General features: G+C 62.9%; 15 protein-coding genes. 6 read left to right on the top strand and 9 right to left on the bottom strand.

What is annotated here, in order from left to right:
* Positions 1-14: 14 nt before the first annotated feature.
* Positions 15-392: a hypothetical protein gene (locus ACTJKL_RS17670; RefSeq protein WP_411932632.1), complete on the bottom strand. Its 378-nt coding sequence runs from the start codon at positions 390-392 to the stop codon at positions 15-17.
* A 334-nt stretch (positions 393-726) separates the two neighbouring features.
* On the opposite strand from ACTJKL_RS17670, the gene ACTJKL_RS17665 reads away from it, so the two are divergent.
* Entirely contained in the window at positions 727-873 is a 147-nt protein-coding gene (locus ACTJKL_RS17665) for a hypothetical protein (protein ID WP_013843957.1), read from the top strand.
* Positions 874-917: 44 nt separating this feature from the next.
* Here ACTJKL_RS17665 and ACTJKL_RS17660 read toward each other — a convergent pair whose 3' ends face one another.
* From ACTJKL_RS17660 to ACTJKL_RS17645, 4 genes are all read right to left on the bottom strand, one after another.
* Positions 918-1,130, bottom strand: a complete 213-nt coding sequence (locus tag ACTJKL_RS17660) for a hypothetical protein (protein WP_004435886.1) — start codon at positions 1,128-1,130, stop codon at positions 918-920.
* 133 nt (positions 1,131-1,263) lie between these two features.
* Positions 1,264-2,568, bottom strand: a complete 1,305-nt coding sequence (pncB, locus tag ACTJKL_RS17655) for a nicotinate phosphoribosyltransferase (protein ID WP_440853427.1) — start codon at positions 2,566-2,568, stop codon at positions 1,264-1,266.
* 116 nt (positions 2,569-2,684) lie between these two features.
* Positions 2,685-3,284, bottom strand: a complete 600-nt coding sequence (pncA, locus tag ACTJKL_RS17650) for a bifunctional nicotinamidase/pyrazinamidase (RefSeq protein WP_440853426.1) — start codon at positions 3,282-3,284, stop codon at positions 2,685-2,687.
* Positions 3,285-3,628: 344 nt separating this feature from the next.
* Positions 3,629-4,816 (bottom strand): polysaccharide biosynthesis/export family protein, encoded by a 1,188-nt coding sequence (locus tag ACTJKL_RS17645; RefSeq protein ID WP_018094165.1) that lies wholly within the window; start codon positions 4,814-4,816, stop codon positions 3,629-3,631.
* A gap of 403 nt (positions 4,817-5,219) precedes the next feature.
* Here ACTJKL_RS17645 and ACTJKL_RS17640 point away from each other — a divergent pair, with 403 nt between their 5' ends.
* The 5 genes from ACTJKL_RS17640 (at position 5,220) to ACTJKL_RS17620 (ending at position 18,031) form a co-directional block, all read left to right on the top strand.
* On the top strand, positions 5,220-12,728 hold the full coding sequence (locus tag ACTJKL_RS17640; protein ID WP_440853425.1) for a type I polyketide synthase: 7,509 nt from the start codon (positions 5,220-5,222) through the stop codon (positions 12,726-12,728).
* A complete protein-coding gene (locus ACTJKL_RS17635) occupies positions 12,725-14,140 on the top strand; it encodes an aminotransferase class I/II-fold pyridoxal phosphate-dependent enzyme (protein WP_324762872.1) in 1,416 nt (471 codons plus the stop codon). Before ACTJKL_RS17640 ends, ACTJKL_RS17635 begins: the two co-directional genes overlap by 4 nt.
* A gap of 39 nt (positions 14,141-14,179) precedes the next feature.
* Entirely contained in the window at positions 14,180-14,983 is an 804-nt protein-coding gene (locus tag ACTJKL_RS17630; RefSeq protein ID WP_440853424.1) for an SDR family oxidoreductase, read from the top strand.
* 81 nt (positions 14,984-15,064) lie between these two features.
* Entirely contained in the window at positions 15,065-16,681 is a 1,617-nt protein-coding gene (locus ACTJKL_RS17625) for an LTA synthase family protein (RefSeq protein WP_440853423.1), read from the top strand.
* Between the two features lie 24 nt (positions 16,682-16,705).
* Complete coding sequence (locus ACTJKL_RS17620; protein ID WP_440853422.1) at positions 16,706-18,031, top strand: capsule polysaccharide biogenesis protein; 1,326 nt, start codon at positions 16,706-16,708, stop codon at positions 18,029-18,031.
* Here ACTJKL_RS17620 and ACTJKL_RS17615 read toward each other — a convergent pair.
* From ACTJKL_RS17615 to secD, 4 genes are all read right to left on the bottom strand, one after another.
* Entirely contained in the window at positions 18,001-19,014 is a 1,014-nt protein-coding gene (locus tag ACTJKL_RS17615; protein ID WP_100669643.1) for a KpsF/GutQ family sugar-phosphate isomerase, read from the bottom strand. The two genes, ACTJKL_RS17620 and ACTJKL_RS17615, sit on opposite strands and share 31 nt — an antisense overlap.
* Positions 19,015-19,197: 183 nt before the next feature.
* Positions 19,198-19,653: an RrF2 family transcriptional regulator gene (locus tag ACTJKL_RS17610; protein WP_440853421.1), complete on the bottom strand. Its 456-nt coding sequence runs from the start codon at positions 19,651-19,653 to the stop codon at positions 19,198-19,200.
* Between the two features lie 293 nt (positions 19,654-19,946).
* Positions 19,947-20,165: a hypothetical protein gene (locus tag ACTJKL_RS17605; RefSeq protein ID WP_018094157.1), complete on the bottom strand. Its 219-nt coding sequence runs from the start codon at positions 20,163-20,165 to the stop codon at positions 19,947-19,949.
* Between the two features lie 547 nt (positions 20,166-20,712).
* Complete coding sequence (secD, locus tag ACTJKL_RS17600; RefSeq protein WP_440853420.1) at positions 20,713-23,247, bottom strand: protein translocase subunit SecD; 2,535 nt, start codon at positions 23,245-23,247, stop codon at positions 20,713-20,715.
* Between the last annotated feature and the right edge of the window lie 45 nt (positions 23,248-23,292).

The raw sequence follows: 23,292 nt of genomic DNA, 5'->3' as shown, positions 1-23,292 counted from the left end.
CGGGCGCATCCTATTCAGGCGCTTGGGGGGCGGTGCAGCAGCGGCAATTCGCCCGTGGTCCCGGCCTCGTCGACGAATTCCCGGACGGGGGATAGGCGGGGTCTGCCAATAGCGTCGGTCCCCGCCAGAATCGCCATGCTGGCACAAACGTCTTTACAGCATTGCTGCTTCCCGGGCTTCTCGTCGCCTGCGGCAGAGGAGTCCTGATCGCCGTGCGAATGCGCGCCGCTCGCCATATCGGAATGATCGCCCGGCTGCGCGATTTCAGACTGGGACCAGTCGCCGTGCATGGCTGCGGCGGAACTCGGCAATGCATATGCCGCCAGTGACACGAAAATCACCAGGCGGAACAGAATCAACAGCTTCTGCGTCGTGATTCGAAGCATGCCCATGTTCAATGCCTATCATCGGGCCCAAAATTTTCAATCTTCAGCTCACGTTGACGCGCAAGGCGCATCGAGTGTGGCGCGGCCACAACGGGCGAACTTCGCCGCTGCAACCTGATTTTCAAGTTCTAGGGCTTACAACGATGGCAAGGTCAATCGGAAAAATTTCAGGGAAGAGAAGCAATTGAAAGCCTCAGGTGGCGTGGCATGCCCGCCACGGTCAGGAGATTGTTAACCATATTCTCCGTTCCTCGGGGAACAGTCCGACCGGCGCCACAGGAATAACTCTATTCCGCGGTCTTTCACACGCGCAAACAAGCAACGGTCGGAGAAGATGGACATGATCAAATCGGGTCTCGGCGTCACTGTCGCGGTTCTCGCGCTGTCCATCACAGTCAGCGGCATCCTGCATTTTGCGCTGTCCAGCTATCGCCCGGAGGCGAATGCCGCCGTGTCGCACGAAATCACCTCATCGATACCACGATGAAAGCGGCCGCCTTGTCAGGCGCAAAGATCGCCTGGGGACATGCGTCATGAAACGCGGCGACGTTGCTCCGGGCCGAAATCTCCCAGCTGAGCCAGAAGTTCGTCGCAGGAACACTTCTTCGTGTCCATCAGGTCGAGAATGCGCTTGGCGGCCCTGTTGGCCTCCACACCATCCCTGCCGACATTGTGCAGAGCGCACCAGATATCGAGCGCTCCGCGCATGACGTCCACGTCATCCGGAGAATAGGCCTGACGCACGAACCCCTCCCAAGGTGTACCTCAACGACCTCATCATGGGGCAATCGGGGGGAAATTCAAGGAAATAGTGAGGTACCGCAATAAGTCATATGATTGAGGGATTGGAAGCCGCAGACGCCGGCTTCTTCCCCCGTCACACCCGTACGGATTGCTCCACGAAATCCTCGCTGCCGAAGAATTTCAGATAGCGCGAGACTTCGGCCGGATCCCCCGTCGCCTTGCGCGGGTTGTCCGAGAGCTTGACCGCCGGGCGGCCATTGGCCTCACTGACCTTGCATACGATGGAGATCGGGTTGAGGCCCTTGATTTCGGTCGGAGCGCAGCCGGCGAAATCATTGGTGAGATTGGTTCCCCAGCCGAAGCTCATGCGCACGCGCCCTTCGAAGTGGCAGTAGGTCTTGATGATCGTGTCGACGTCGAGGCCGTCGGAGAAGATCAGGAGCTTCTCCCGCGGGTCTCGGCCCATCTTCTTCCACCAGGCGATGATCTTCTCGCCTCCCTCGATGGGCGGGGCGCTGTCCGGCCGGAAGCCGGTCCAGTCCGCCACCCAGTCGGGCGCATCCCTGAGAAACGCGGCCGTCCCGAACGCGTCCGGGAGCACGATCAGGAGGTTGCCGCCATAGAGCTGGTTCCAGTCCTGCAGAACCTTGTAGGGCGCGGCCGCAAGCTCGCGGCCGTTGCGGGCAAGCGCCGCGGCCACCATCGGCAGCTCGTGCGCATTGGTGCCGACCGCCTCCAGGTCGTTGTCCATTGCCAGCAGCACGTTACTGGATCCCGTGAAGGACGGGCCGATGCCTTCCTTGAGCGCCTCGACGCACCAGCGCTGCCATAGGAAGCTGTGCCGCCGGCGCGTGCCGAAGTCGGAGATGCGCAGGTTCGGATGCTCGCGCAGCTGCTCGACCTTCGACCACATCTTGGCCTTGGCGCGGGCATAGAGCACGTCCAGCGTGAACGGGCCGAGCCCTTTCATCGCCGCGCGCGAGCGCAACTCGTTGATGATCGCGAGCGCGGGGATTTCCCACATCGTCGTCTCGGCCCAGCGGCCACGGAACGTCAGCTCGAACTGGCCGTCACGACGCGACAACTCGTATTCCGGAAGGCGGAATTTTGCGAGCCAGGCCAGAAATTCCGGCGAGAAGATCTGCGTGCGGCCATAGAAGCTGTTACCCGCGAGCCATATCATCTCTTTCTTGGTGAAGCGCAGGCCGCGCGCGTGGTCGAGCTGGTCGCGCAGTTCCTGCTCGTCGATCTCCTCGGCAAGGCGTACCGTCTTCGTGCGGTTGATCAACGAAAAGGTCGCGTCCACGCCCGGATAGAGCTGCCAGATCATCTGCAGCATCAAAAGCTTGTAGAAATCCGTATCCAGCAGGCTGCGGACGATCGGATCGAGCTTCCAGGTATGGTTATAGACCCGTCGCGCGATATCGGTCTTTGGCATCTGCAATACGCTCCTCTTGGACCGTCATGACCCGCTCTGTGGCGAGGCGATCGTGGTCGATATCCTAAGTCCGGGCGGGGATGCGGCCGGTGCCGCGCTTCCCCGTCCCGGGGCGACTAGATCAGCCGGACGCCGGCATCGCGCATGCGCAGGGTCATGGCCGCGAGAGAGCCGTTCAGATCGATGCCGCGGCAGGCACCGAGCACCACCGACGTCGAAAAGCCCTGAGCGACCGCATCGAGTGCCGAGAAGCCAACGCAGAAATCGGTAGCCAGGCCGCAAAGCGTCACGCTCTTTAAGCCGCGCTCGCGCAGGTAACCGGCAAGTCCGGTCGGGGTCCGGTGGTCGTTTTCGAAAAAGGCGGAATAACTGTCGATCTCGCGGCGGAAGCCCTTGCGTATGACCAGTTCCGCCGAGGTCCATCGCAGGGACGGATGAAAATCGGCACCGGGGCTCCCCTGGACGCAATGCTCGGGCCAGAGCGTCTGCTCTCCATAAGGCATCGCCACGGTCTGAAACGGAGCCTTGCCCGGATGCGTCGAGGCGAAACTCGAATGGCCGGCCGGGTGCCAGTCCTGGGTCAGGACGACATGCGGCGACGCGTCGATGAGGCGATTGACGGCAGGCACGATCTCATCGCCGCCCTCGACCGCGAGAGCGCCGCCGGGGCAGAAGTCGTTCTGCAAGTCGATAACGATCAGGGCGTCGTCAGGCATTGCCTCTCGCAATCCGGCCGAGCCGCATCGGCCATCAACAATCGATCTCGATCACGATGGTTCAGGTCGGATCGACCTCAGTCACGAACGTGATCGATTCTAATTAGCTAGAGCGGGATGCGGGCGGAAAATCGCATACACCTTTCCTCATCCCGCTCTAACCAGATCAACCATAGAACGCGCACCGCGGCAAGCACGTTCGGCGCTCGTGACGTGAATCTCGCGGCGAACGGGCGAACCTTATAAAGGTGATTGATTATAAGATCTTAATTCATGCCGGCCGAAAGCGTTCAGCGGCAACCGCGTCGACACCGGACCGACGCCCGGTGTCGCGCGCCCCAAGATCAGTTGTTCAAATCGCTGAGATTGTCGGCGACGTTCACGCCGGAGTTGACGATACCGATCGGCCTTGCGACGAAATCGAGGAATTTCGTGATGTCGACAGAAGGATGGCGCGAGGCATAGATGACGTCGCGATTTTTGACCGGGAAGGTCTGACCGACAATGAGGCTGTCCGGTTTCGTCATGTCGAACCGGTAGACGACCGGGTAGCGCCCGACGCGGTCGGCCTTCATGCCCTTGCTCAGCAGCTTGTGAAACCGCTCCTGCCCAAGCAGGCTCATGACGATGTCCGGCTCCTCGTAGCGGAAGACGAAGTAACCCTTGGCATCCACCGTCCGATCCGAGCCGCCGCCCGCGAGCGCGACGGCCTCTAGCAGGTTGAGATCGTTGGCGCCGAATTCGACGCGCTGATTTGCGCGGACCTGGCCGAGCACGGTGAAGGTCCGCGGATCGCGCGTCACGAAGATCTGGTCGCCCGGCTTCACGTGAATGTTTTCCGACGGGCTCTCGATGATCGATTTCAGCAGGACCGTGCCGGTCTTCTTGCCGCGCACCAGGGTCACATAGGTCTCGTAGGGCTGCGCCGACGGGCCGCCCGCCTTCGCGATGACCTCGTTGATCGTCTCGCTGACGAGATTGAGAGGCACGACCGAGGGACGGCCGACGGCACCGGAGACCGTGACGATGCGCGACGCCGTCGACGTCGACGTCACGATCACATCCGGCTCGACGGCCTTCTGTTTCAATGCATCGAGGATCGCCTGGCGCGCCTGCTCGAGCGTCAGGCCGGCAAAACGGACCGATCCGACATAAGGAATTGCCGCCTTGCCATCGGGCTGGACGACGAGATCGATGCTCGTCTGCTTCGATTCAGTTGTGGAAAACAGTCCGTCGCTGCCCGCCTCGAAGATCGTGACCTTCAACTGGTCGCCAATGCCGATGACCACCTGACCGACGCCGCCGCCAATGCCGAAGCGGCGGCTGAGGGTTGTGGAAACATATTCGGAAACGAGCCGCGCCGACTGGCCATCGACATCTACAATATCAAATACCGTCGCGTTCCTTCTGCCGATCTCCGAGCCGGACTGGCCGGCATCCGAAACGATATCGGTTGTCAGAGGGCCCTCGCCCGGCACGGCCTGGCATCCCGCAAGCGCGGTACAAAGCAGAAGGGCAGTCACTCGTTTCACTACGACACTCCGTGTTCGGCGCAGCAATGATTCCATACAGATATCTGCGCCGCATTTTCCCGGCAGGGAATCCGCCGGTCTCTGAAAAGCACAAAGGCCGTCCCACAACAAGCCACCTCGCCGCGACAGCCGGCAAAATAATCGAGACTGCGCTCTTCCGGCCATACCGCCTCGATCTTGGTTACGAACCGTCGCGGTAATTGTATTGGACGGAACGCAGGAGACGTATATCTAGCCCTTCGGGGTTGAAAGCTAGGCACTATGAGTTAAAAGCTCACTAATACAGCGCAGGGGATAAACCCGGGGATACCTACAGAGCAGGAATGTCGCCGATTGCAATTTACGTTTGACCTTGCAATGGGCTAAGACAATTTTAACGGCAGTTCAGAGCGTTCGATCTTACATGACGGTTGAAATCATAGGGCGTGCATGCCTTGCCCCGGGAGCGAAATCTCCGCAGGCGCTGTTCAAAATCCTTCGTCAGGGCAAGTGCACCGTGACCCGCGTCCCTTCGGACCGCTGGGACCTTGCGCGATTCTGGCATCCGGTCATGGGCACGCCCGGCAAGACCTATTCCTTTGCCGCCGGCGTCCTCGACCATATCTACGATTTCGATCCCGCCGTTTTCGGGATGTCGCAGCGCGAGGCCATGTATATGGACCCTCAGCAGCGGGTTCTGTTGCAGCTCGCCTGGCGTGCGCTCGAGGACGCCAATATTTCCGTCGCCTCGCTGCACGGTGAAAACGTCGGCGTCTATGTCGGGGCCTCCAGCCTCGATCACGCCAATCTCACGGTCGACGACCCGGCTGCCGCCGGCCCCTACTTCATGACGGGCAACACGCTGTCGATCGTCTCCAACCGTATTTCCCACGTCTTCGGCCTGAGCGGTCCGAGCATGACCGTCGACACGGCCTGTTCCTCTTCGCTCGTAGCCCTAGATCAGGCAATGCGGGCGCTGAACGCCGGAGAGATCGACACGGCCATCGTCGGCGGCGTCAATATCCTCGCCCACCCGCTTCCCTTCGTCGGCTTCGCACAGGCGCGCATGCTCTCGCCCGAAGGGCTCTGCCGCGCCTACGACAACGACGGCGCCGGCTATGTGCGCGCCGAGGGCGGCGTCGTCTTCGTCCTGCGCCGCACGGACCGGGCGCAACGCGAGCGCGACCGGAGCTATGCGCGGATCGTCGCCACCGGCGTCAATTCGGCCGGCCGCACCAACGGCATCTCGCTGCCCTCGCGCGAGGCGCAGGCCAATCTGCTGAGGATGATCTACGAAGGCAATGGCATCGACGCCAACCAGGTCGCTTTCGTAGAAGGCCACGGTACCGGCACGAAGGTCGGCGACCCGGCTGAGGTATGGTCCATCGGCACGGTCATCGGCGCGAAGCGCCGGGCTCCGGTGCCGATCGGCTCGATAAAGTCCAATATCGGCCATACCGAGCCGGCCTCCGGCCTGTTCGGGATGCTGAAAGCGGTTCTGGCTCTGGAGAACAATTATCTGCCGGCCTCGCTGCATTTCGAGACGCCGAACGAACAGATCGACTTCGACGGACTCAATGTCCGCGTGACGGCCAATCCGATCGAGCTGCTGAAGGGCAAGCGGGCGCGGCTCGCCGGCATCAATTCCTTCGGCTTCGGCGGCGCCAACGCCCATGTCGTCATCAGCGATCCGGATCCGGCACAGGCGGAAAAGGCTGCGACCTCTCCGGCGGGCCACGTGTTTCTGGCAAGCGCCCATACCGCGTCGAGCCTCGAAAACCTGCTCAGAGACTATAAGGCCGCCTTTGCGGGCGCGACGAAGGAAGAGACGCGCGCGATCGTCGCCGCTTCCGGCGCCAACCGGACGCATATGCGCCATCGGTTCGCGGCACGCAGCGATCATCCCGAAGATATCGTCCGGGCGATTGCCAACCACCTGGAAAAGCCCGGCTCCGATATCGGGGAGACCGGCGAAGCGGCGGCGAAGGAAGCAAAGGTCGCCTTCGTCTTCTCCGGCAACGGCTCGCAATGGGCCGGCATGGGTGTCGAGGCGTTCCGCGAGAATCTGCACTTCCGTCAGTCGTTCACCTCGGTCAGCGCCCTTTTCAGGTTCCATTCGGATATCGTTCTCACCGATCTCCTGACCGACCCTGGACTCGACAGGAAGCTCGCGGACACGAAGGTGGCCCAGCCGCTGCTTTTCGCGATACAGGCCGCGCTCTCCGACTCGCTCGTGGCCATGGGCATCAAGCCGACCGCCGTCTTCGGTCATTCGGTCGGCGAAATCGCTGCCGCTTATGCGGCAGGGGCGCTGTCCCTCGTCGACGCCGTGTCGATCGTCGCCAAACGATCGCTGCACCAGGACCTTCTGGCCGGCCAGGGCACGATGGCTGCCGTTATGCTGGGCGAGCAGGCAGCCAAGGCCTTCGCGGCGGAGCGCGGGCTCGACGATGTCTGCGTCGCAGCCATCAACGCTCACAATTCGGTGACGATTTCCGGCCCGGCAAACGAGATTTCGGCGTTCCGCGACGCTGCGCGCAAGGCTAAAATCCCGGTTCAGATCCTCGACATCAATTATCCGTTCCATCATCCGATCATCGATCGGGCGAAAGAGGCGTTTCTCGCCGACATCCCTGATATCGCCCCCCGCCGGACGGAGCTGGCCTATCTGTCGACCGTCACGGGTGCCGCGCTCGACGGGACTGCGCTCGATCCCGACTATTGGTGGAAGAACGTTCGCGAGCCGGTGCGTTTCCAGGCCGCTGCCGAGGCCGCGCTCGATCTCGGCTGCACGCTGTTCATCGAGATCTCGCCGCGTCCCATTCTCGGATCTTACGTCAAGGAGACGATCAAGCAGGCGGCGGTGCCGGCTTCGGTGGTGGCGACATTGCTGCGCGATGCCGGCGAGAACGGCCACGATCCGATCTCGGCATCGATGGCGCGCGCCGTCGCCCACGGTGCCGCCGTCGACCGGTCGCGTGTCTATGGCAAGCGGGACGCATTCATCGAACTGCCCGCGCTGCCCTTCGAGCCGGCAGAGCTGCGGCCGGCAGTCACGACCGATGCGACGGATCTCTTCGGACGCTCCGCAAAGCCCTATCGTCTCAACGGCTGGCGCGGCGACCCCAATGCGGGAAGCTGGAAGAACCACGTCGACGCGCATCTCTTTCCGGATCTCGCCGAGCACGTGGTCGACGGCAAGGCGATCCTCCCGGGCAGCGGTTTCATCGAAATCGCCGTTTCCGCCGCACAGCAATATCACGGCAGCGACGAGGTCGAGATCACCAATCTGGAGATCGTCCGCCCGCTCGAACTGAGCGACAGCCGGATCATGGAACTCTCGACCATCCTGTCGCCGGAGACCGGCGACATCGAGATCCGGTCGCGCGAACGTCTCTCGGAGGACGATTGGACGGTGCATGCCGTCGCGCGAAGCCGCAAGCCCTTGCCGACGACGAGCAACGGCTGTCCGTCCACCAAAGGCTTGGCGAAGACGGCGACCGTGACGGCGGCCAAGGCCTATGAAACGGCGAAGCAGTTCGGGCTGGACTACGGCCCGCAATTCCAACTTCTCTCCAAAGCCGTGGCCTATGGCGACCGGCTCATCGACGTCGAGTTGAAGCATCCTCAGGCGACGGGGCACCCACACGTCACCTACGCCCTTCATCCGATCTCGGTCGACGCGACCTTCCACGGCCTGGTCGCACTCTTCGACCGCTTCACCGGCGACAGGGGCGGCGCCCCCTATATTCCTGTCCGTTTCGGCTCCGTACGCGTGGTCAATGCCGGCCGGGCGATCGCCCGCGCGACGATCGAGATCGAGCGGGTCAGCGCCAACTCGATCAAGGCACGGTTCCATTTCTTCGACGAGACCGGCGTCGCGATCGCACATTTCGAGGATTGCCGCTTCCGCCGTACCTATCTGCGCAAGCACAAGACGCTTGAAGGCCTGTCCTTCCATTATGAGGCAGTTCTGTCCAACGCGACCGTGCCCGGCATGAAAGTTGCGACGGCCATGCCTGCGACGCTGGCCGAGCCGATAGATGGCGATGGCGTCGACAACGCGACCCTGCTCTTCAACGCGGCCATCTATCGCGCCGGCCAGGAAATTGCCCTGAAGCTCGGCAAGGGGACCGCCACAGTGCGAGCCGACGCGCTGCCCGGGGACTTCGCTTTCCAGTGCTTCCTGACGAGCTGCCTCCTGACGCTGGAGGATGCCGGTCTTTGCGAACATCAGAACGGCAACTGGAAGGTCGCACGGGAATTCACGCTTCCGACCGTGCCGGAGATCCTTGGGGAGCTCTATGGCGACCGCCCCGACCGTGCGGTCGAAGCGGTGCTCGTCAACAACGCCTATGCGGAAGCGCTCAGCCGTCTCGACGCGCTGCTTGCTCCCGTACCTGCAGGTGACGACGCGGCTTCGTTCAATGCCGGTTTCGTCAGCGAAGCGACGCTCGACCATCAGGCCGTGCATTCCGTGGCGAGCCGGTCGCGCATGGACCAGGTGCTTCACACGGTCGAACGCGTTCTCGCGGCGCAACCGGCAGGCGCCCGTCTGCGGCTCGTCGAACTCGGCAGCGTCTCTGCCGGCTTCAGCCGCCGGCTGGCCGATCTCGCGGCGCGCAACGGTGCGGTACTTTCCATTTTCGAGCCGCGCGACAATGCACAACGGAGTCTGGAAATCGCCTTCGAGGAGGATGCGCATGTGCGCGTTCTGAAGAAGAGCGAATTCGCAGATATCGGGCCGTTCGACCTCGCGGTCAGCGCTTCGGACAATCTCTACCAGCTGATCGAAGAGGAGAGCGGGGTGCGCACCGCCCTTCGCTCGATGCTCACCGGAAGCGGGCTCGTCGCGGCCGTCAGCGCGCCGTCGATCTTCGCCGATTTCGCCTTGGGTCTCTCGGGCGGATGGTTCGAGCGCAGCCAGACGGCAGAATTCCCGATCGGCAGGATCGCTGCCGTACCCCATTGGCAGAAGTGTCTCGCAGATCTCGACCTCGGCGACGTGGTCGTGACGGATCGCGAATGCCCGCATGGGAACACCATCCTGATCGAGGCCCGGGGCACGGCGGCGGCAGGCTCAGGCGCCGAGCCGGGCGAAGCCGCGACACCCTATCTGCTGATCGAGACTGCCTCTGCCTCGAAACCGGTCGCGGCCGGTGGAAGAAGTGCCACTCCCGTCCGGATGACAGGCGACCTTGCCGCAGACATGGCGACGCTCCGCGCAGCCCTAGAAGCCATGGGCGACAGACCGTTGCGCGCGGTTTTCACGTCTGAGGCGGAGCGCGCCGGCGGCGACGGATCGGACCTGTTGCAGACGCGCGTATTGGCGCTCAGCGCCTTTGCCGAGGCATTGAAACAGCATCTCGCCGGCGTCGAGCCGGAAGGCGACGACCGGCCGCGCCTCGTGCTCGTGGCCCCGGGCGGCGCTCCCCTGTCAGCCTCGGCAAGCTCCGGGCTGAATTCCGGATTGTGGGCCTTCGCCCGCGTCCTTCAGAACGAATATGAGTTCATCGACATTCATGCGCTCGATGTTGCCGGCGCTGCCGACGTCGCCCGCAAGGATTTGCTTGCCGCAGCGCTTTCCCTGCTGACGGTTTCGGGACAGAACCGGGAATGGCTGCTGGACCAGAAGACGGGCCTGCTTTCGGAGCTTCGGGCCGTACCCGGCGCAACGAACAAGGCCGACGGGAAAACCAGCGCGTTTGCGGCCGCGACCATTCGCCAGCGCGTCAGTTCGCAGGTTGCAAGCATCGCCTGGGAAGAGGCGAGCGTACCGGAGCCGGGCCCCGGCGAGGTCGTCGTCGCCGTCGCGGCAACCGGCTTGAATTTCCGCGACGTGATGTGGGCCATGGGCCTGTTGCCTGAAGAGGCGTTGGAAGACGGTTTTGCCGGGGCGACGATCGGCATGGAACTATCCGGCCACGTGGTCGCCGTCGGCGAAGGGATCGACGATCTCGCGGTCGGCGATGCGGTGATGGCGATCGCCTCCGCGGCCTTCTCGACCCATGCGGTCGTCGCGCGCGCCGGCATTGCCAAGCTGCCCCGAGCGATGAGCCCGGTGGCCGCGGCCACCTTGCCGGTCGCCTTCCTTACCGCCTATTACGCCATTGTCGAACTCGGCCGCATTCAGGCTGGAGAGACGATTTTGATCCACGGTGCTGCCGGCGGCGTCGGCCTCGCCGCGCTCCAGGTCGCAAAGCTCAAGGGCGCCAAGGTCATCGCCACGGCGGGAACGCGCGAAAAGCGGCGCTTCCTGACGATGCTCGGCGCCGATCATGTCTTCGATTCGCGTTCGCTCGGCTTCGTCGACGATGTCCGTTCGGTCACCCGCGGGGAAGGCGTCGACCTCGTGCTCAACTCGCTTTTCGCCGAGGCGATGGAGCAGAGCCTCTCGCTGGTGAAACCCTTCGGCCGGTTCCTGGAGCTCGGCAAACGCGACTATTACGCCGACAGCAAGATCGGGCTCAGGCCGTTTCGCCGCAATATCAGCTATTTCGGCATCGACGCCGATCAGCTGCTGGTGAATGCGCCGGATCTGACCAGGCGCATCTTCATGGAGATCGGAGCGCTCTTCGAGGAAGGCAAGCTCACGCCGCTTCCCTATCGCGCCTTCGATTACGATGAAATCGGCAATGCCTTCCGGCTGATGCAGAATGCCGGGCATATCGGCAAGATCGTGGTGCTGCCGCCTGTTGCCGGCAGGCACGAGGTGACCGCGAAGGCTGTAAGGGATATGAAGGTCGACCCGGACGGCGTCCATCTCGTCGTCGGCGGCATCGGCGGCTTCGGCCTCGTCGCCGCCAATTGGCTCGTCGAGAAAGGCGCCCGCCGGATTGCGCTTTGCTCCCGCCGAGGCCAGCCGGATGCGGAAACGCACGCGATGATCGAGCGCTGGCAAAATGGCGGCGTTGCGGCTTCGGTCCATGCTTGCGACATCACGGATGCCGCGGCCGTGGAGACGCTTCTGGCGACGCTTCGTTCGGAAGCACCGCTTCGCTCCGTCGTTCACGCGGCGATGGTGCTCGACGATGCGCTGATCAGCAATCTGAGCCGCGAACGCAACCGGCCTGTCATCGACACGAAAGCCAAGGGCGCGGCAATCCTCGATCGCCTTACCCGTGGTGACAGGCTCGACAACTTCATCCTGTTCTCCTCGGCGACGACGCTGGTCGGCAATCCCGGCCAGGCGAACTATGTCGCCGCCAACGGCTATCTCGAAGGCCTTGCCCGTGCACGGCGCCAGGAGGGCCTGTCAGGGCTCGCCGTCGGCTTCGGCGCGATTGCCGATGCCGGCTACCTGACGCAGAACGCCGACGTCAACGACCTGCTCGCCAAGCGCATCGGCAAAACGGCGTTGAAGGCCCAGGTGGCGCTCGACATGGTGGAGAACCACATCGCCGCGGATCCGGGCACGGTCGACGCGGCCGTCGTGATGATTTCCGAGATCGACTGGACAGCTGCGCGGAATCTGCCGGTCGCCCGCAACGCGCTCTTCGAGGTGATCCTGCGCAGCGCCGATCAGCATGCCACAGGCGCCGAAGGCACGAAGATGGACCTCGTCGCGATGATCGAGGGCAAATCCCCTCAAGAGGCCGAGGACATCCTCTTCGATCTGGTTGCGAGCGAGATCGCCGCCATCCTCCGCGTGTCGAAGGATACGGTCACTCGCGGAAAAATATTGAAGGAGATCGGTCTCGACAGCCTCATGGCGGTTGAACTCGGCATGAGTTTCCAGCAGAACACCGGCTTCGACATGCCTTTGAGCGGCGTCGCGGATAATACCACTGTCGGTGACATTGCACGCAAGCTCCATGAAAAGGTAAGCAAGCGCGATCAGGGCAACGAGACCGAGGCCGGGGACGACAAGCTCGTCACGGAACTTGCGCAACGCCATGTCGGAGCGGACAAGGAAAAAGCACTGAGCCAATGAGCAGCGACGGAAACGGCCAGACTTTCCCGAAGATGAACAGCACGCTCAAGGAGAGTCTGCTGGACAGGATGCGGAACACGCATCAATCGTCCGAGCGCAACCGGATGGCGCGCTCGGAGCGGGAGTTGCCGCCGGCTCCGCGTCGCCAGCAGGCGCGTTTCGAGGATCTGCCCGAATATAAGCAGGTCCTTACCCAGAAGATCGCCAGCGAGCAGCTCGGCATCGCCAACCCGTTCTACCGACCGCATCAGACGGCAGCCGGTGCGACGACGATGATCGATGGCCGCAAGCTGATCAACTTCGCCTCCTACGACTATCTCGGGCTCAACCGGCATGCTCACGTCCTCGAGCGTGCGCGCGAGACGATCGCCGGCTTCGGGATTTCCGCGTCGGCAAGCCGCCTCGTCGCCGGCGAAAGACCGCAGCATGTGGAGCTCGAAGAAAAGATCGCGCAATTCTACGGCGTCGATGCCGCCGTCTGTTTCGTAAGCGGCTACCTGACCAATGTCGCCGCGATCAGCTGCCTGATGGGACCGAAGGACCTCGTCATCCACGACGAGTTCATCCACAACAGCGCGCTCGCCGGGATCAAGCTTTCAGGCGCGACACGCCGCTTCTTCAAGCACAACGACACGGCGGATCTCGAGCATGTCCTGCGCACCGTCGCCGGTGACTACCGGCGCATCCTGGTGATCGTCGAGGGCATCTACTCGATGGACGGCGACGTCGCCAATCTGCCGGCGCTTCTTAAGCTCAGGGCCGAATACGGCTTCTGGCTGATGGTCGACGAGGCGCATTCGCTCGGGGTCCTCGGCCGGCACGGCAGGGGCCTCGCCGAACATTTCGGGGCCGATCCGCACGAAGTTGACATCTGGATGGGAACATTGTCGAAGACCACGTCGAGCTGCGGCGGCTACATAGCAGGAAGCGCCGCTTTGGCGGCCGTCCTGAAGGCATCTGCCGGCGGCTTCGTCTATAGCGTCGGCCTCGCGCCCGTGCTTGCCGCATCCGCGGTCGCCAGCCTCGACGTGCTGGCAAGCGAACCGGAACGCACGGCGGCGGTGAGACGCAACGGCAGCCTTTTCCTGAAGCTGGCCAAGGAGGCCGGCCTCGATACGGGGCTGAGCGGCGGCTTTTCGGTCGTGCCCGTGATCGTCGGCGATTCGCTGCGCGCCGTCCAGCTTTCGAACGACCTGCTCGCCGCCGGCGTCAACGTGCTGCCGATCATCCACCCGGCGGTGCCGGAAGGACAGGCGCGCTTGCGCTTCTTCATCACCTGCGACCACACGGAGGAACAGATCCGCCGCACCGTCACATTGACGGCCGAACGCCTGAAGGATCTTACCGACCGCAATTTCGGGCTCGGCGGCGTCGATATCGAGAAGATGCTGAGTGCGCTCTCGGCGCGCTGACCACGAGCCGCCGCAAGCGGGCCGCCAACGGGTGCGTCCATGACACATGTGATCATCACCGGCGGCTCGAGCGGAATAGGCCTCGCGGTCGCCTCGATCTACGCAGCCCGGGGAGCGAGGCTCTCTCTTGTCGCCCGCTCCCGCGATCTTCTGGAGCAGGCAGCGCAGAAGCTGGTGGCCGAACACGGCCTCGAGGCCGGAGCGCTCCGCATAGAGGTCGCCGACGTCACTAAAGGAGAGGAGATCGAGGCCGCGATTTTGCGCTGTGTGGAGACGTTCGGGCCTTGCGACGTTCTCGTGACCTCGGCAGGCGTCGTCGAACCGGCGCCCTTCGAGGCGATGCAGGGCGCGGCCTTCCAGCGACAGATGGAAACGAACTTTTCGGGCACGGTACATGCCGTGCGCGCCGTTTATCCGGACATGAAGGAGCGGCGCAGCGGCCATATTCTGATGGTCTCTTCGGGCGCCGGGCTGATCGGCATCTACGGCTATACCGCCTACTGCGCCTCGAAGTTCGCCCTCGGCGGCTTCGCCCAGGCATTGCGCAGCGAAGCACGCGTCCACAACGTCGGCATATCGATCTGCTTTCCACCCGATACCGTGACGCCGCAATTTACGAGGGAGCTTGCCGCCCGGCCGCAGGAGGCCAGCCTGATCGTGGGAACCGTCCGCCCATGGACGGCAGAGGCGGTTGCGCGAAAGATCGTCGACGGGATCGACCGGCGGCGCTTCGAGATTTATTTCGGCGGGATCTTATATCTTCTCGGCCGCTTCGGGCCGGCGGTCAGGCCTTTCCTCAATTGGTGGTTCGATCGGGCGATCGCGCGCAACAGTGGACTGTGACGGCGGCGCCCCCGGCCATGCTTGTGCCAGCCAATATTAGGCTTTAAGTGTCGGGAGAAGCCTTCTGCCGAGGCGGCGACGGTGAAATGGCTCAAAGGTATCGGCTTGGCGCTCATTCCCTTCCACCTGCACGACTACCCGATAGCCTTGACCCTCGGGTGCTATCTGCTGTCCTGCGCGGTGATCTTCTATACCGACCGGTTCGCCCTTCCGGCGCGCGAACGCAGGAAGAACGCACCGAAATACGGGCGCTATCAGGACAGGATCGACCGTCTCGCCCGGCTACCGGTCATCGCGCTCGTCTTTGCCGGCTTCTTCGCGATCTCGTGGCGGCCCCTCTATGCCGCCGCCGGCACGATGAGTTTCTTCATCATTTTCACCGGCATTTCCCGCGCGAAGTTCAAGTTCATCCGCGAGCCGCTGGTCTTTTCCGATATTGCCCTGGTCGCGGATGTCTTCAAGTACAAGACGATCTTCTATGCGAGCTCGCTGAACATCGTGTTCTGGATCGTCGCCTTCCTTTACGTGTTCGGCGTATCGGCACTTTACATGTATTTCGAGCCGACGATACTGCCCGAAAGAAGCAGGCTCTTCTGGGTTCTGATGATGGTGGGGATCGCCGCCGGACCCTGGGGCCTGTTGTTTTACGGGCCGGTGAACCGCCCGACGGCCGCCCTCGTGCAGAGACTGGTGAAGGCGATCAACGTCAAGAAGAACACGGTGCGTTTCGGTACCTTCGCTTCCGTCGTCTTCCATTTCATCATCTGGCTCGGCGTCAAGCGCGACAAGATCGTCGCCGAATTGTCGGAAATACTGCGCGCCGCGGTACACGACCTTATCGGCCACGAGGAGGCCCCGCTGATCGTCGTATGGCAGTCGGAGTCCTTCATCGACATGCGGCATTTCGGTGTCGATTCGATCAAGCTTCCGACGGTCGACCGGTTGCGCAAGCAGGCGGTGCAGTGGGGGCGGTTGAGCAATGTCTTCGAGGGCGGCTACACGCTGCGCACCGAATTTGCCGTCCTGAGCGGCCTTGTGCCCGACGACATCCACGTCGATGCCAGCTATCCGTATCTTCGTGCCGCGCACTATGCCGATGTCGTCTGGCCCGGAAAGCTCAAGCGCGCCGGCTGGCGCACGCATTTCATTCATCCCTATGACCGGACGTTCTTCCTGCGGCACAAGGCGATGCCCCTCCTTGGATTCGAGAAGCTTACCATGCTCGATGCCTTCGACCATAAACCGGAGCGCGACGGGCTTTATGTCTCGGACGCCACGCTGGCAGCCCGCGTGCTCGCCGAAGTCGAGAAGCTGCCGGAAGAGGAGAGCGGCTTTTTCTTCGTCGCCTCGATGGCCAATCACGGCCCCTGGGAACCGGGGCGCGTCGGTACGCTCACCCATCCCGTCGATATCTACCTGGCGATCCTCGAGCAGTCTGACGCTGCGTTGAAGCAGCTGATCGACGGCCTCAACAAGCTCGACCGGCCGGTCTGGTTCGTCTTTTACGGCGACCACGCACCCCTTCTGAAATCCTTCGCGGATCCCTTCCCGGATCCCCGCACGGATTATTTCATCGTGCCGCTCGCCAAGGCGCGCGCTGCGGCCCACAGCCCGAAGCGAGCGAAGGACGAGGATCCCTGGAACCTGCTCGGCTCCATGCTGAAGCACGCCAATCTGCACAAGGACGCGCTGCAATAGCAGCGTCTTCCGGAAATCCGCCCGATGACAGCAGATACGACCTTCGATCCCGCGCCGCCAAGAACCTTCCTGTTCCTGCAGGGGCCGGCGTCGCCGGTCTTCGCCAAGGTCGCCGGGCATCTCGAAGCCCTGGGCCATTGCTGTCTACGCATCAACCTCAATCCCGGCGACCAGATATTCTGGCGACGCCGGGGCGCCCATAACTACCGCGGCTCGTCGGCGCGGTGGCCGGCCTATGTCGAGGCCTTCATCCGCCGCCACGCCGTCACCGACCTCGTCCTGCTCGGCGAAGAGCGCCCCTATCACCGGATCGCCACAGCTGCCGCGCGAAAAGCCGGCATCCGAGTCTTCGTGGTCGAAATGGGTTATCTCAGGCCGGACTGGCTGACTCTCGAGCGCGGCGGCATGTCGTCCAACTCGCACTTTCCGGTCGATCCCGCGCAAATCCTGCGCGCGGCAACGGGTTTGCCCGAGCCCGACTGGCAGCGGCGCTACCGGCAGAGCTTTCTTGCAGAGGCTGCATACGACCTCCTGTACAACCTGCCGAACGTGTTTTTCTCTTTCCTCTTTCCCGGCTACCGCCGGCACGGAATCTTTCATCCGCTCGCCGAATATGCCGGGTGGATCCGGCGGCTGGCGGCCGGCAAAGGCGAGCAGCGGCGCGCGGATGCGTTGATCCGCTCGCTTTCGGCGAAAAATGCGCCGTATTTCGTCTATCCGCTTCAACTTGAAACAGACTTTCAATTGCGTGCGCATTCACCCTTCCGCAGCCAGCGGGAAGCGATCGACGGCATTCTTGCCTCTTTCGCGCGACATGCGCCGGCAGGAACCAGTCTCGCCATCAAGGTGCACCCGCTCGACAATAGCCTGATCTCCTGGCGCAGGATCGCCTCGGGCAAGGCCGCCTCGCTCGGTGTCGGCGACAGGGTCCTCTATCTCGACGGCGGCAATCTCGATTCGCTTACGCAGCACAGCTGCGGAATGGTAACGGTCAACTCCACCGCCGGATTGCATGCTCTGAAGCAGGGCAAGCCCGTTAAGGTCCTGGGGACGGCCGTCTTCGACATTGCCGGTCTCACCGACCAGCAGCCGCTCGACGCGTTCTGGACGGCGCCCGAAGCCCCGGATCCGGTGCTGAGCGGGGCAATGTTCAGGCTGATGGCCGCTTCGATCCAGGTGCGCGGGAACTTCTATTCCCGTGCGGGTACGGATGCCGGCGCCAAGGCGATCGCGGAGCGGCTGCACCGCAACGACGTCAATGAACCGGGCGCCTTCGTCGACCCGCCGCCCCGGCAAAAGCCGGCGAAAATCAGCGAAGATCAGGCGACGCCGGCACGCAGCAGATCGTGAATGTGCAGGATGCCGGCCGGCGCGCCCGCTTCGTCGACGAGGAACAGCACGGTGACCTTGTGGTCCTGCATGAATTCCATGGCGGCGCTGGCAAGGACGTCACCCTTGATCACCCGCGGATTGCGCGACATCACCTCTTCGACCGGTTGCGCCAGGAGGTCGCCCGTCATGTGACGGCGCAGGTCGCCGTCGGTGATGACGCCGACCAGCTTGCCGCTTTCATCTTTTATGCCGACGACGCCGAAGCCCTTGGCCGACATTTCGATGACCGCCTCGCTCATCGGGCGACCTACGGAGAGCAGCGGCATCTGTCCGGTGCCATGCGCCAGCTCCTGAACCAGGCGCAGCTGCGCGCCCAGCTTGCCGCCGGGGTGGAAGGTCTTGAAATCCTCGGCCGAGAAGCCGCGCCGCTCCAGGAGCGCGATCGCCAGAGCATCGCCGACGGCAAGCTGCAGCATGGCCGAGGTCGTCGGCGCCAGGCCGTGCGGACAGGCCTCCGGCACCTTCGGCAGCACGAGGGCGATCTCGGAATTGCGTGCAAGCGTGCTCTCGCGGTTCGAGGAGATCGAGACGATCGGCACTTTGAAGCGCTTGGCGTAGGTCAGCATGTTGGCGAGTTCCGCCGTTTCGCCCGACCAGGAGAGCAGCACCAGCGCATCCCGGGCGGTGATCATGCCGAGGTCACCGTGGCTTGCCTCGGTCGGATGGACGAAATAGGCCGAGGTGCCGGTGGATGCGAGCGTGGCTGCAATCTTGCGGCCGATATGCCCGCTCTTGCCGACCCCGGAAACGACGACCCGGCCATCGCCGTCGCCCATCAGTTCGACCGCATCGACGAGGGCGGCCGCGAAGGCTTGGTCACCGGTCAGATGGTCTGCAAGGGCCTTGATGCCGTTCGAGGCAGTCGTCAGCGTCCTCCCGATCGACTCCAGCACGGTGCCACCGGCATGCGCATCCGCCGTCGCGTGTCTCACACCCATCATCGCCCCCCTGTAGGGCACCTCCGGGAAAAGTGTGTCACGGTTTTCCGCCGGAAGTGCGTAGCAAAAAAACGGCCTCGTCAGCGGGCCGCAGCAAGATAGAGGCCAGATAGGCTCTTTTCACGGACAAACCAAGTCATTCGGCGGCCATTTGTACCAAACCGGCGACTTTTCGGGACCGTCAGGTCAGCCGATGCGCTTTTCGGCCGAGGTCTCGGGGGGGAGGATTCCGCCGGCGGCAAACTCGGCGAGCGTCATCGAATCGAGGATGGACGACATCGCGTCACGCACCGAGGTCATCGAGATGCGCACCCGGCAGGTCTCCGGATCGTTGCAGTCATCGCACATTTCATAAGCCGTGCGACTGGCGCAGCGTATCGGCGCCAGCGGGCCGTCGAGCGTCCTTATGACATGGCCGATGCGAATCTCGGAGGCCGGTCGCGACAGGGAATAACCACCGCCGGGCCCTTTCTTCGAGCGCAGCACGCCGGCGTTGCGCAGTTCCAGGAGTATGGTGTCTAAAAACTTCTTCGGAATGTTGTTGCGCTGCGCGATTTCGGTGATGAAGGCAGTCTGCCCGGGTGGAAGCCGTGCCAGGTTGACCAATGCTTTCAGTCCGTATTTTCCCTTCTTCGTCAGCATTCGAGCCAATTCTCCCCGATCCCGCAGAATCGCCGGATCCGCCCTCGGATACAATCTTGTCCTGGCATAGCACAAGAATGCGCTGCCAACACAGCTATAGTCGACAACTGGGAGATGACGGGCAATCAAGACGCAAAGAGCGGGAGCGCGCGTATATTACGCTCGCATCCCGCCCGCGGTCCTGAAACGATAATGGGGACTAAAGCACTTCCAGCGAAACTGTGCAGCGGCATTCCGTCGGGAAATGCGTACTCTTGAGAGTATGCGGTTCTGAAGCAGTTCGACTTCTGCCCTCACGCGGCGGCAATGCCGGGTGGCCGGCTGGTAAGATTCCGCCCGCCCTGGGCGGAAAGGAGCCGGCCAATGGCCGCGCGTGCTTCATCGACCGAACGGAAGCGCTGAGCGTCCAGGTCCCAGACGTGATACTTGACCGCCAGGAACTTCAGACGGTCTTGGTCAGGAACGACGACTCCGACGGCCTCGCCACCATATTCGATAACTTGCTTGCTCATGTAAATAACGCTCCTCCGCACCCACGGGCGCGGATAATTCAATTCTCGGCAAAGGATGAACTCGGTAAGTTTGAACGGTCACATTCGGCGAAGTTGGCGAATGAGACCTTTAACCGTTGCACGACAATGGGAACGTGAGCCGCAGAAAGCGGCGGTCGAGAATTCGAACATGTCACTCTCCTTTGGCTGGCCCGGCACAGGACGCCAGGCGCTCATGAACAAATCGAAGCGGAATCCTTCCGCCTCCCACGATGGCAAACTAAAATAATCTACCAATTTCATCAACTGAAGAAACGAGAACGCGAAAAATAATTCCCCATCTCGTTTCCCTAGCTGCCGTCTCGGCAAATCCGTTCGCCTGTCCGGGCTATCTCGCTATCTAGGTAGCGCCGAATCGCCGTGCAAGGGACGGGTCGAATATAGGCAGTTATTTCCGACGAAAAAGGGGCAGCCCCCGGAGAGGCTGCCCCTTTGCCGCGATCGACACGGCGGCATCAGCAAAAGCGCGGACGGTTTTCCGCCCGCATCCGTCAACGGCGGGGGGCCGTCAGGCCGTCGGCGTTTCCGCCTGCTGTCCGGTGGAACGAGCGGCTTCCCGCTCCTTCCACCAGCGGCTCAGGAACAGCAGGATCGGGCCGCCGATGTAGATGGACGAGGTCGTCGCGACGATGACGCCGAAGATCATCGGCCATGCGAAGCTCTGCACCGCCTCGCCGCCCCAGATCGCCATCGGCACAAGGGAAAGCGCCGTTGCAGCCGAGGTGAAGATGCATCGCGCGATCACCTGGTTGATGCTCATGTCGATGAGATCGGAGAACGGCATCGACTTGTACTTGCGCAGGTTTTCGCGCATGCGGTCGTAGACCACGACCTTGTCGTTCACCGAATAGCCGATCATCGTGAGCAGCGCTGCGATCGCGGTCAGGTTGAAGTCGATGCCCGTAAGCGCGAAGAACCCGACGGTCTTGGTGATGTCGAGCAAGAGCACGGCGATGGCGCCGACGGCAAAGTGCCATTCGAAGCGGAACCAGATGTAGAGCAGGATCGCCAACATGGCGAGGGCCACGGCGAGGAAGCCGGAGCGCGCCAATTCGCCGCTGACCGTCGGACCGACGACCTCGGTCCGCTCCATGCTGGCACCGGGGATGGCGGTCGTCACCGCATCCTTGACCTTGTTCAGTGCCACCGTCTGCGCCTGCTCGCCGCCCGGCTGCCGCTGCACGCGGATCAGCACCGATTGGCCGCCGCCGAAGTCCTGGAGCGCCACCTCGCCGAGATTGAGCTCCTCGAGGCTTTGACGCAGCGTCGGCAGATTGATCTTCTCTTTCGAAACCGCCTCGACCTGAATGCCGCCGATGAAGTCGATGCCGTAGTTGAGGCCCGGCGTGAAGAACAGGATGACGGAGCTGATCGACAGGAATGCCGAGAAGCCGATCGCGAGGAAGCGGCCCTTCATGAAGGAGAAGTTGGGCAGCTGCGGCACCTTGCCAAAAAGCGACGGGATTTCCAGCTTCTTCATCTTGCGGCGCACGACGACCTCGCGCATCAGCAGGCGCACGACCGTAACGGATGTGAACATCGAAATGCCGATGCCCAGCATCATGGTGACGGCAAAGCCTTTCACCGGCCCGCTGCCGAACCAGAAGAGAAGCACAGTGCCCGCAAGCGTGGTGACGTTGGAGTCGATGATCGTCGCATAAGCCTTGTTGAAGCCGAGATCCAGCGCCTTCATCGCTCCGGCGCCCGCCTCGGTCTCTTCGCGGATGCGCGCATTGATCAGGATGTTAGCGTCCACGGCCATGCCGATGCCGAGAATGATACCGGCGATACCGGGCAAGGTCAGCGTCGACCCGATCAGGCCGAGTACGCCGATCGTCATGATCGTGTGCAGCACCAGACCCACATTGGCGATCATACCCCAGGCGCCGTAGAGCACGACCATGAGGACCACGACGAGGCCGAAACCGGCGAGACCGGTATAGAGGCCCATGCGAATCGAGTCGCTGCCGAGATTCGGACCGACCGAGCGCTCTTCGATGATCGTCAGCGGTGCCGGCAGCGCACCGGAGCGCAGGAGCGCGGAAAGAACCGTCGCCTCCTCGACCGTGAAGCTGCCGCTGATCTGGCCGCGGCCACCGAGAATGGGCTCGTTGATGACCGGTGCCGTCAGAACCTTGCCGTCGAGCACGATCGCAAACGGCCGGCCGACGTTTTCGCGGGTGATGTCGGCGAACTGGCGGGCACCGAGCGAGTCGAAGCTGAAATCGACGACCGGCTGATTGGTTCGCTGATCGAAGCCGACCTTGGCGTCGTCCAGGCGCTCGCCGGAAATGGCGACGCGGCTTTCGACCGGATAGCGGTTGCCGTCATTGGCGCCCGGCAGAATGTCGACCCCGCGTGGCGCCGGCTGCGTGACGTCGACGGCCTGGTCGAGCATGTGGAAGCTCATCTGTGCCGTCGAACCCAGAAGCTCGCGCAGGTGAGTCGGATCCTGGAGACCGGGCAGCTGGACGAGAATGCGGTTGGAACCGATGCGCTGGATCAGCGGCTCGGCGACGCCGACCTGGTCGACGCGGTTGCGGATGATTTCCAGGCTCTGCTCGACCGCCTTGGTCATGCGGTCGGCAAGACCCGCCTCGGTCATGGCCAGGGTGATGACATCGCCCGCCGTCGTTACCTCGACCTCGGGAGCGGGGGCGGCAAAACCCACAGTGCTCACGGGCGTCGCCAGTTCCTGCAGCTTCGGCAGAACCTTTTCCCGGTCCTGAGCATCGGGGATGCTTACGGTCACGCTGTTGCCGCTGATACGCGCAGAGGAGGCGGAGACGCGCTCACCGCGCAGGACGCGACGGGTATCGTCGAGAAGCGAGTTGAGGCGAGCCTTCTGCAGCCCCGCCCCGTCCACTTCGAGAACGAGGTGCGAACCGCCCCTCAGATCGAGGCCGAGCGTGACCGGCTTGAACGGAAGAACGGAAGCGACCTGCTCCCTCATGGCCGGCGTCAAAACGCTCGGCAACGCCGCAAGGCATCCGAAAATGATGATCGCGACATAGGCGAGGACCGCCCATCTGGATGTACGCATGTGGGAATTCCATAAATGCCTGAACGCGCTTCGAGCAGCGTCCGG

The organism is Sinorhizobium sp. 22678 (genome assembly GCF_052044265.1).
Classification (GTDB): Bacteria; Pseudomonadota; Alphaproteobacteria; order Rhizobiales; family Rhizobiaceae; genus Sinorhizobium; species Sinorhizobium meliloti_A.
Note: the sequence above shows the minus strand (reverse complement) of the source record. Positions and strands in the feature narration are given on the sequence as shown.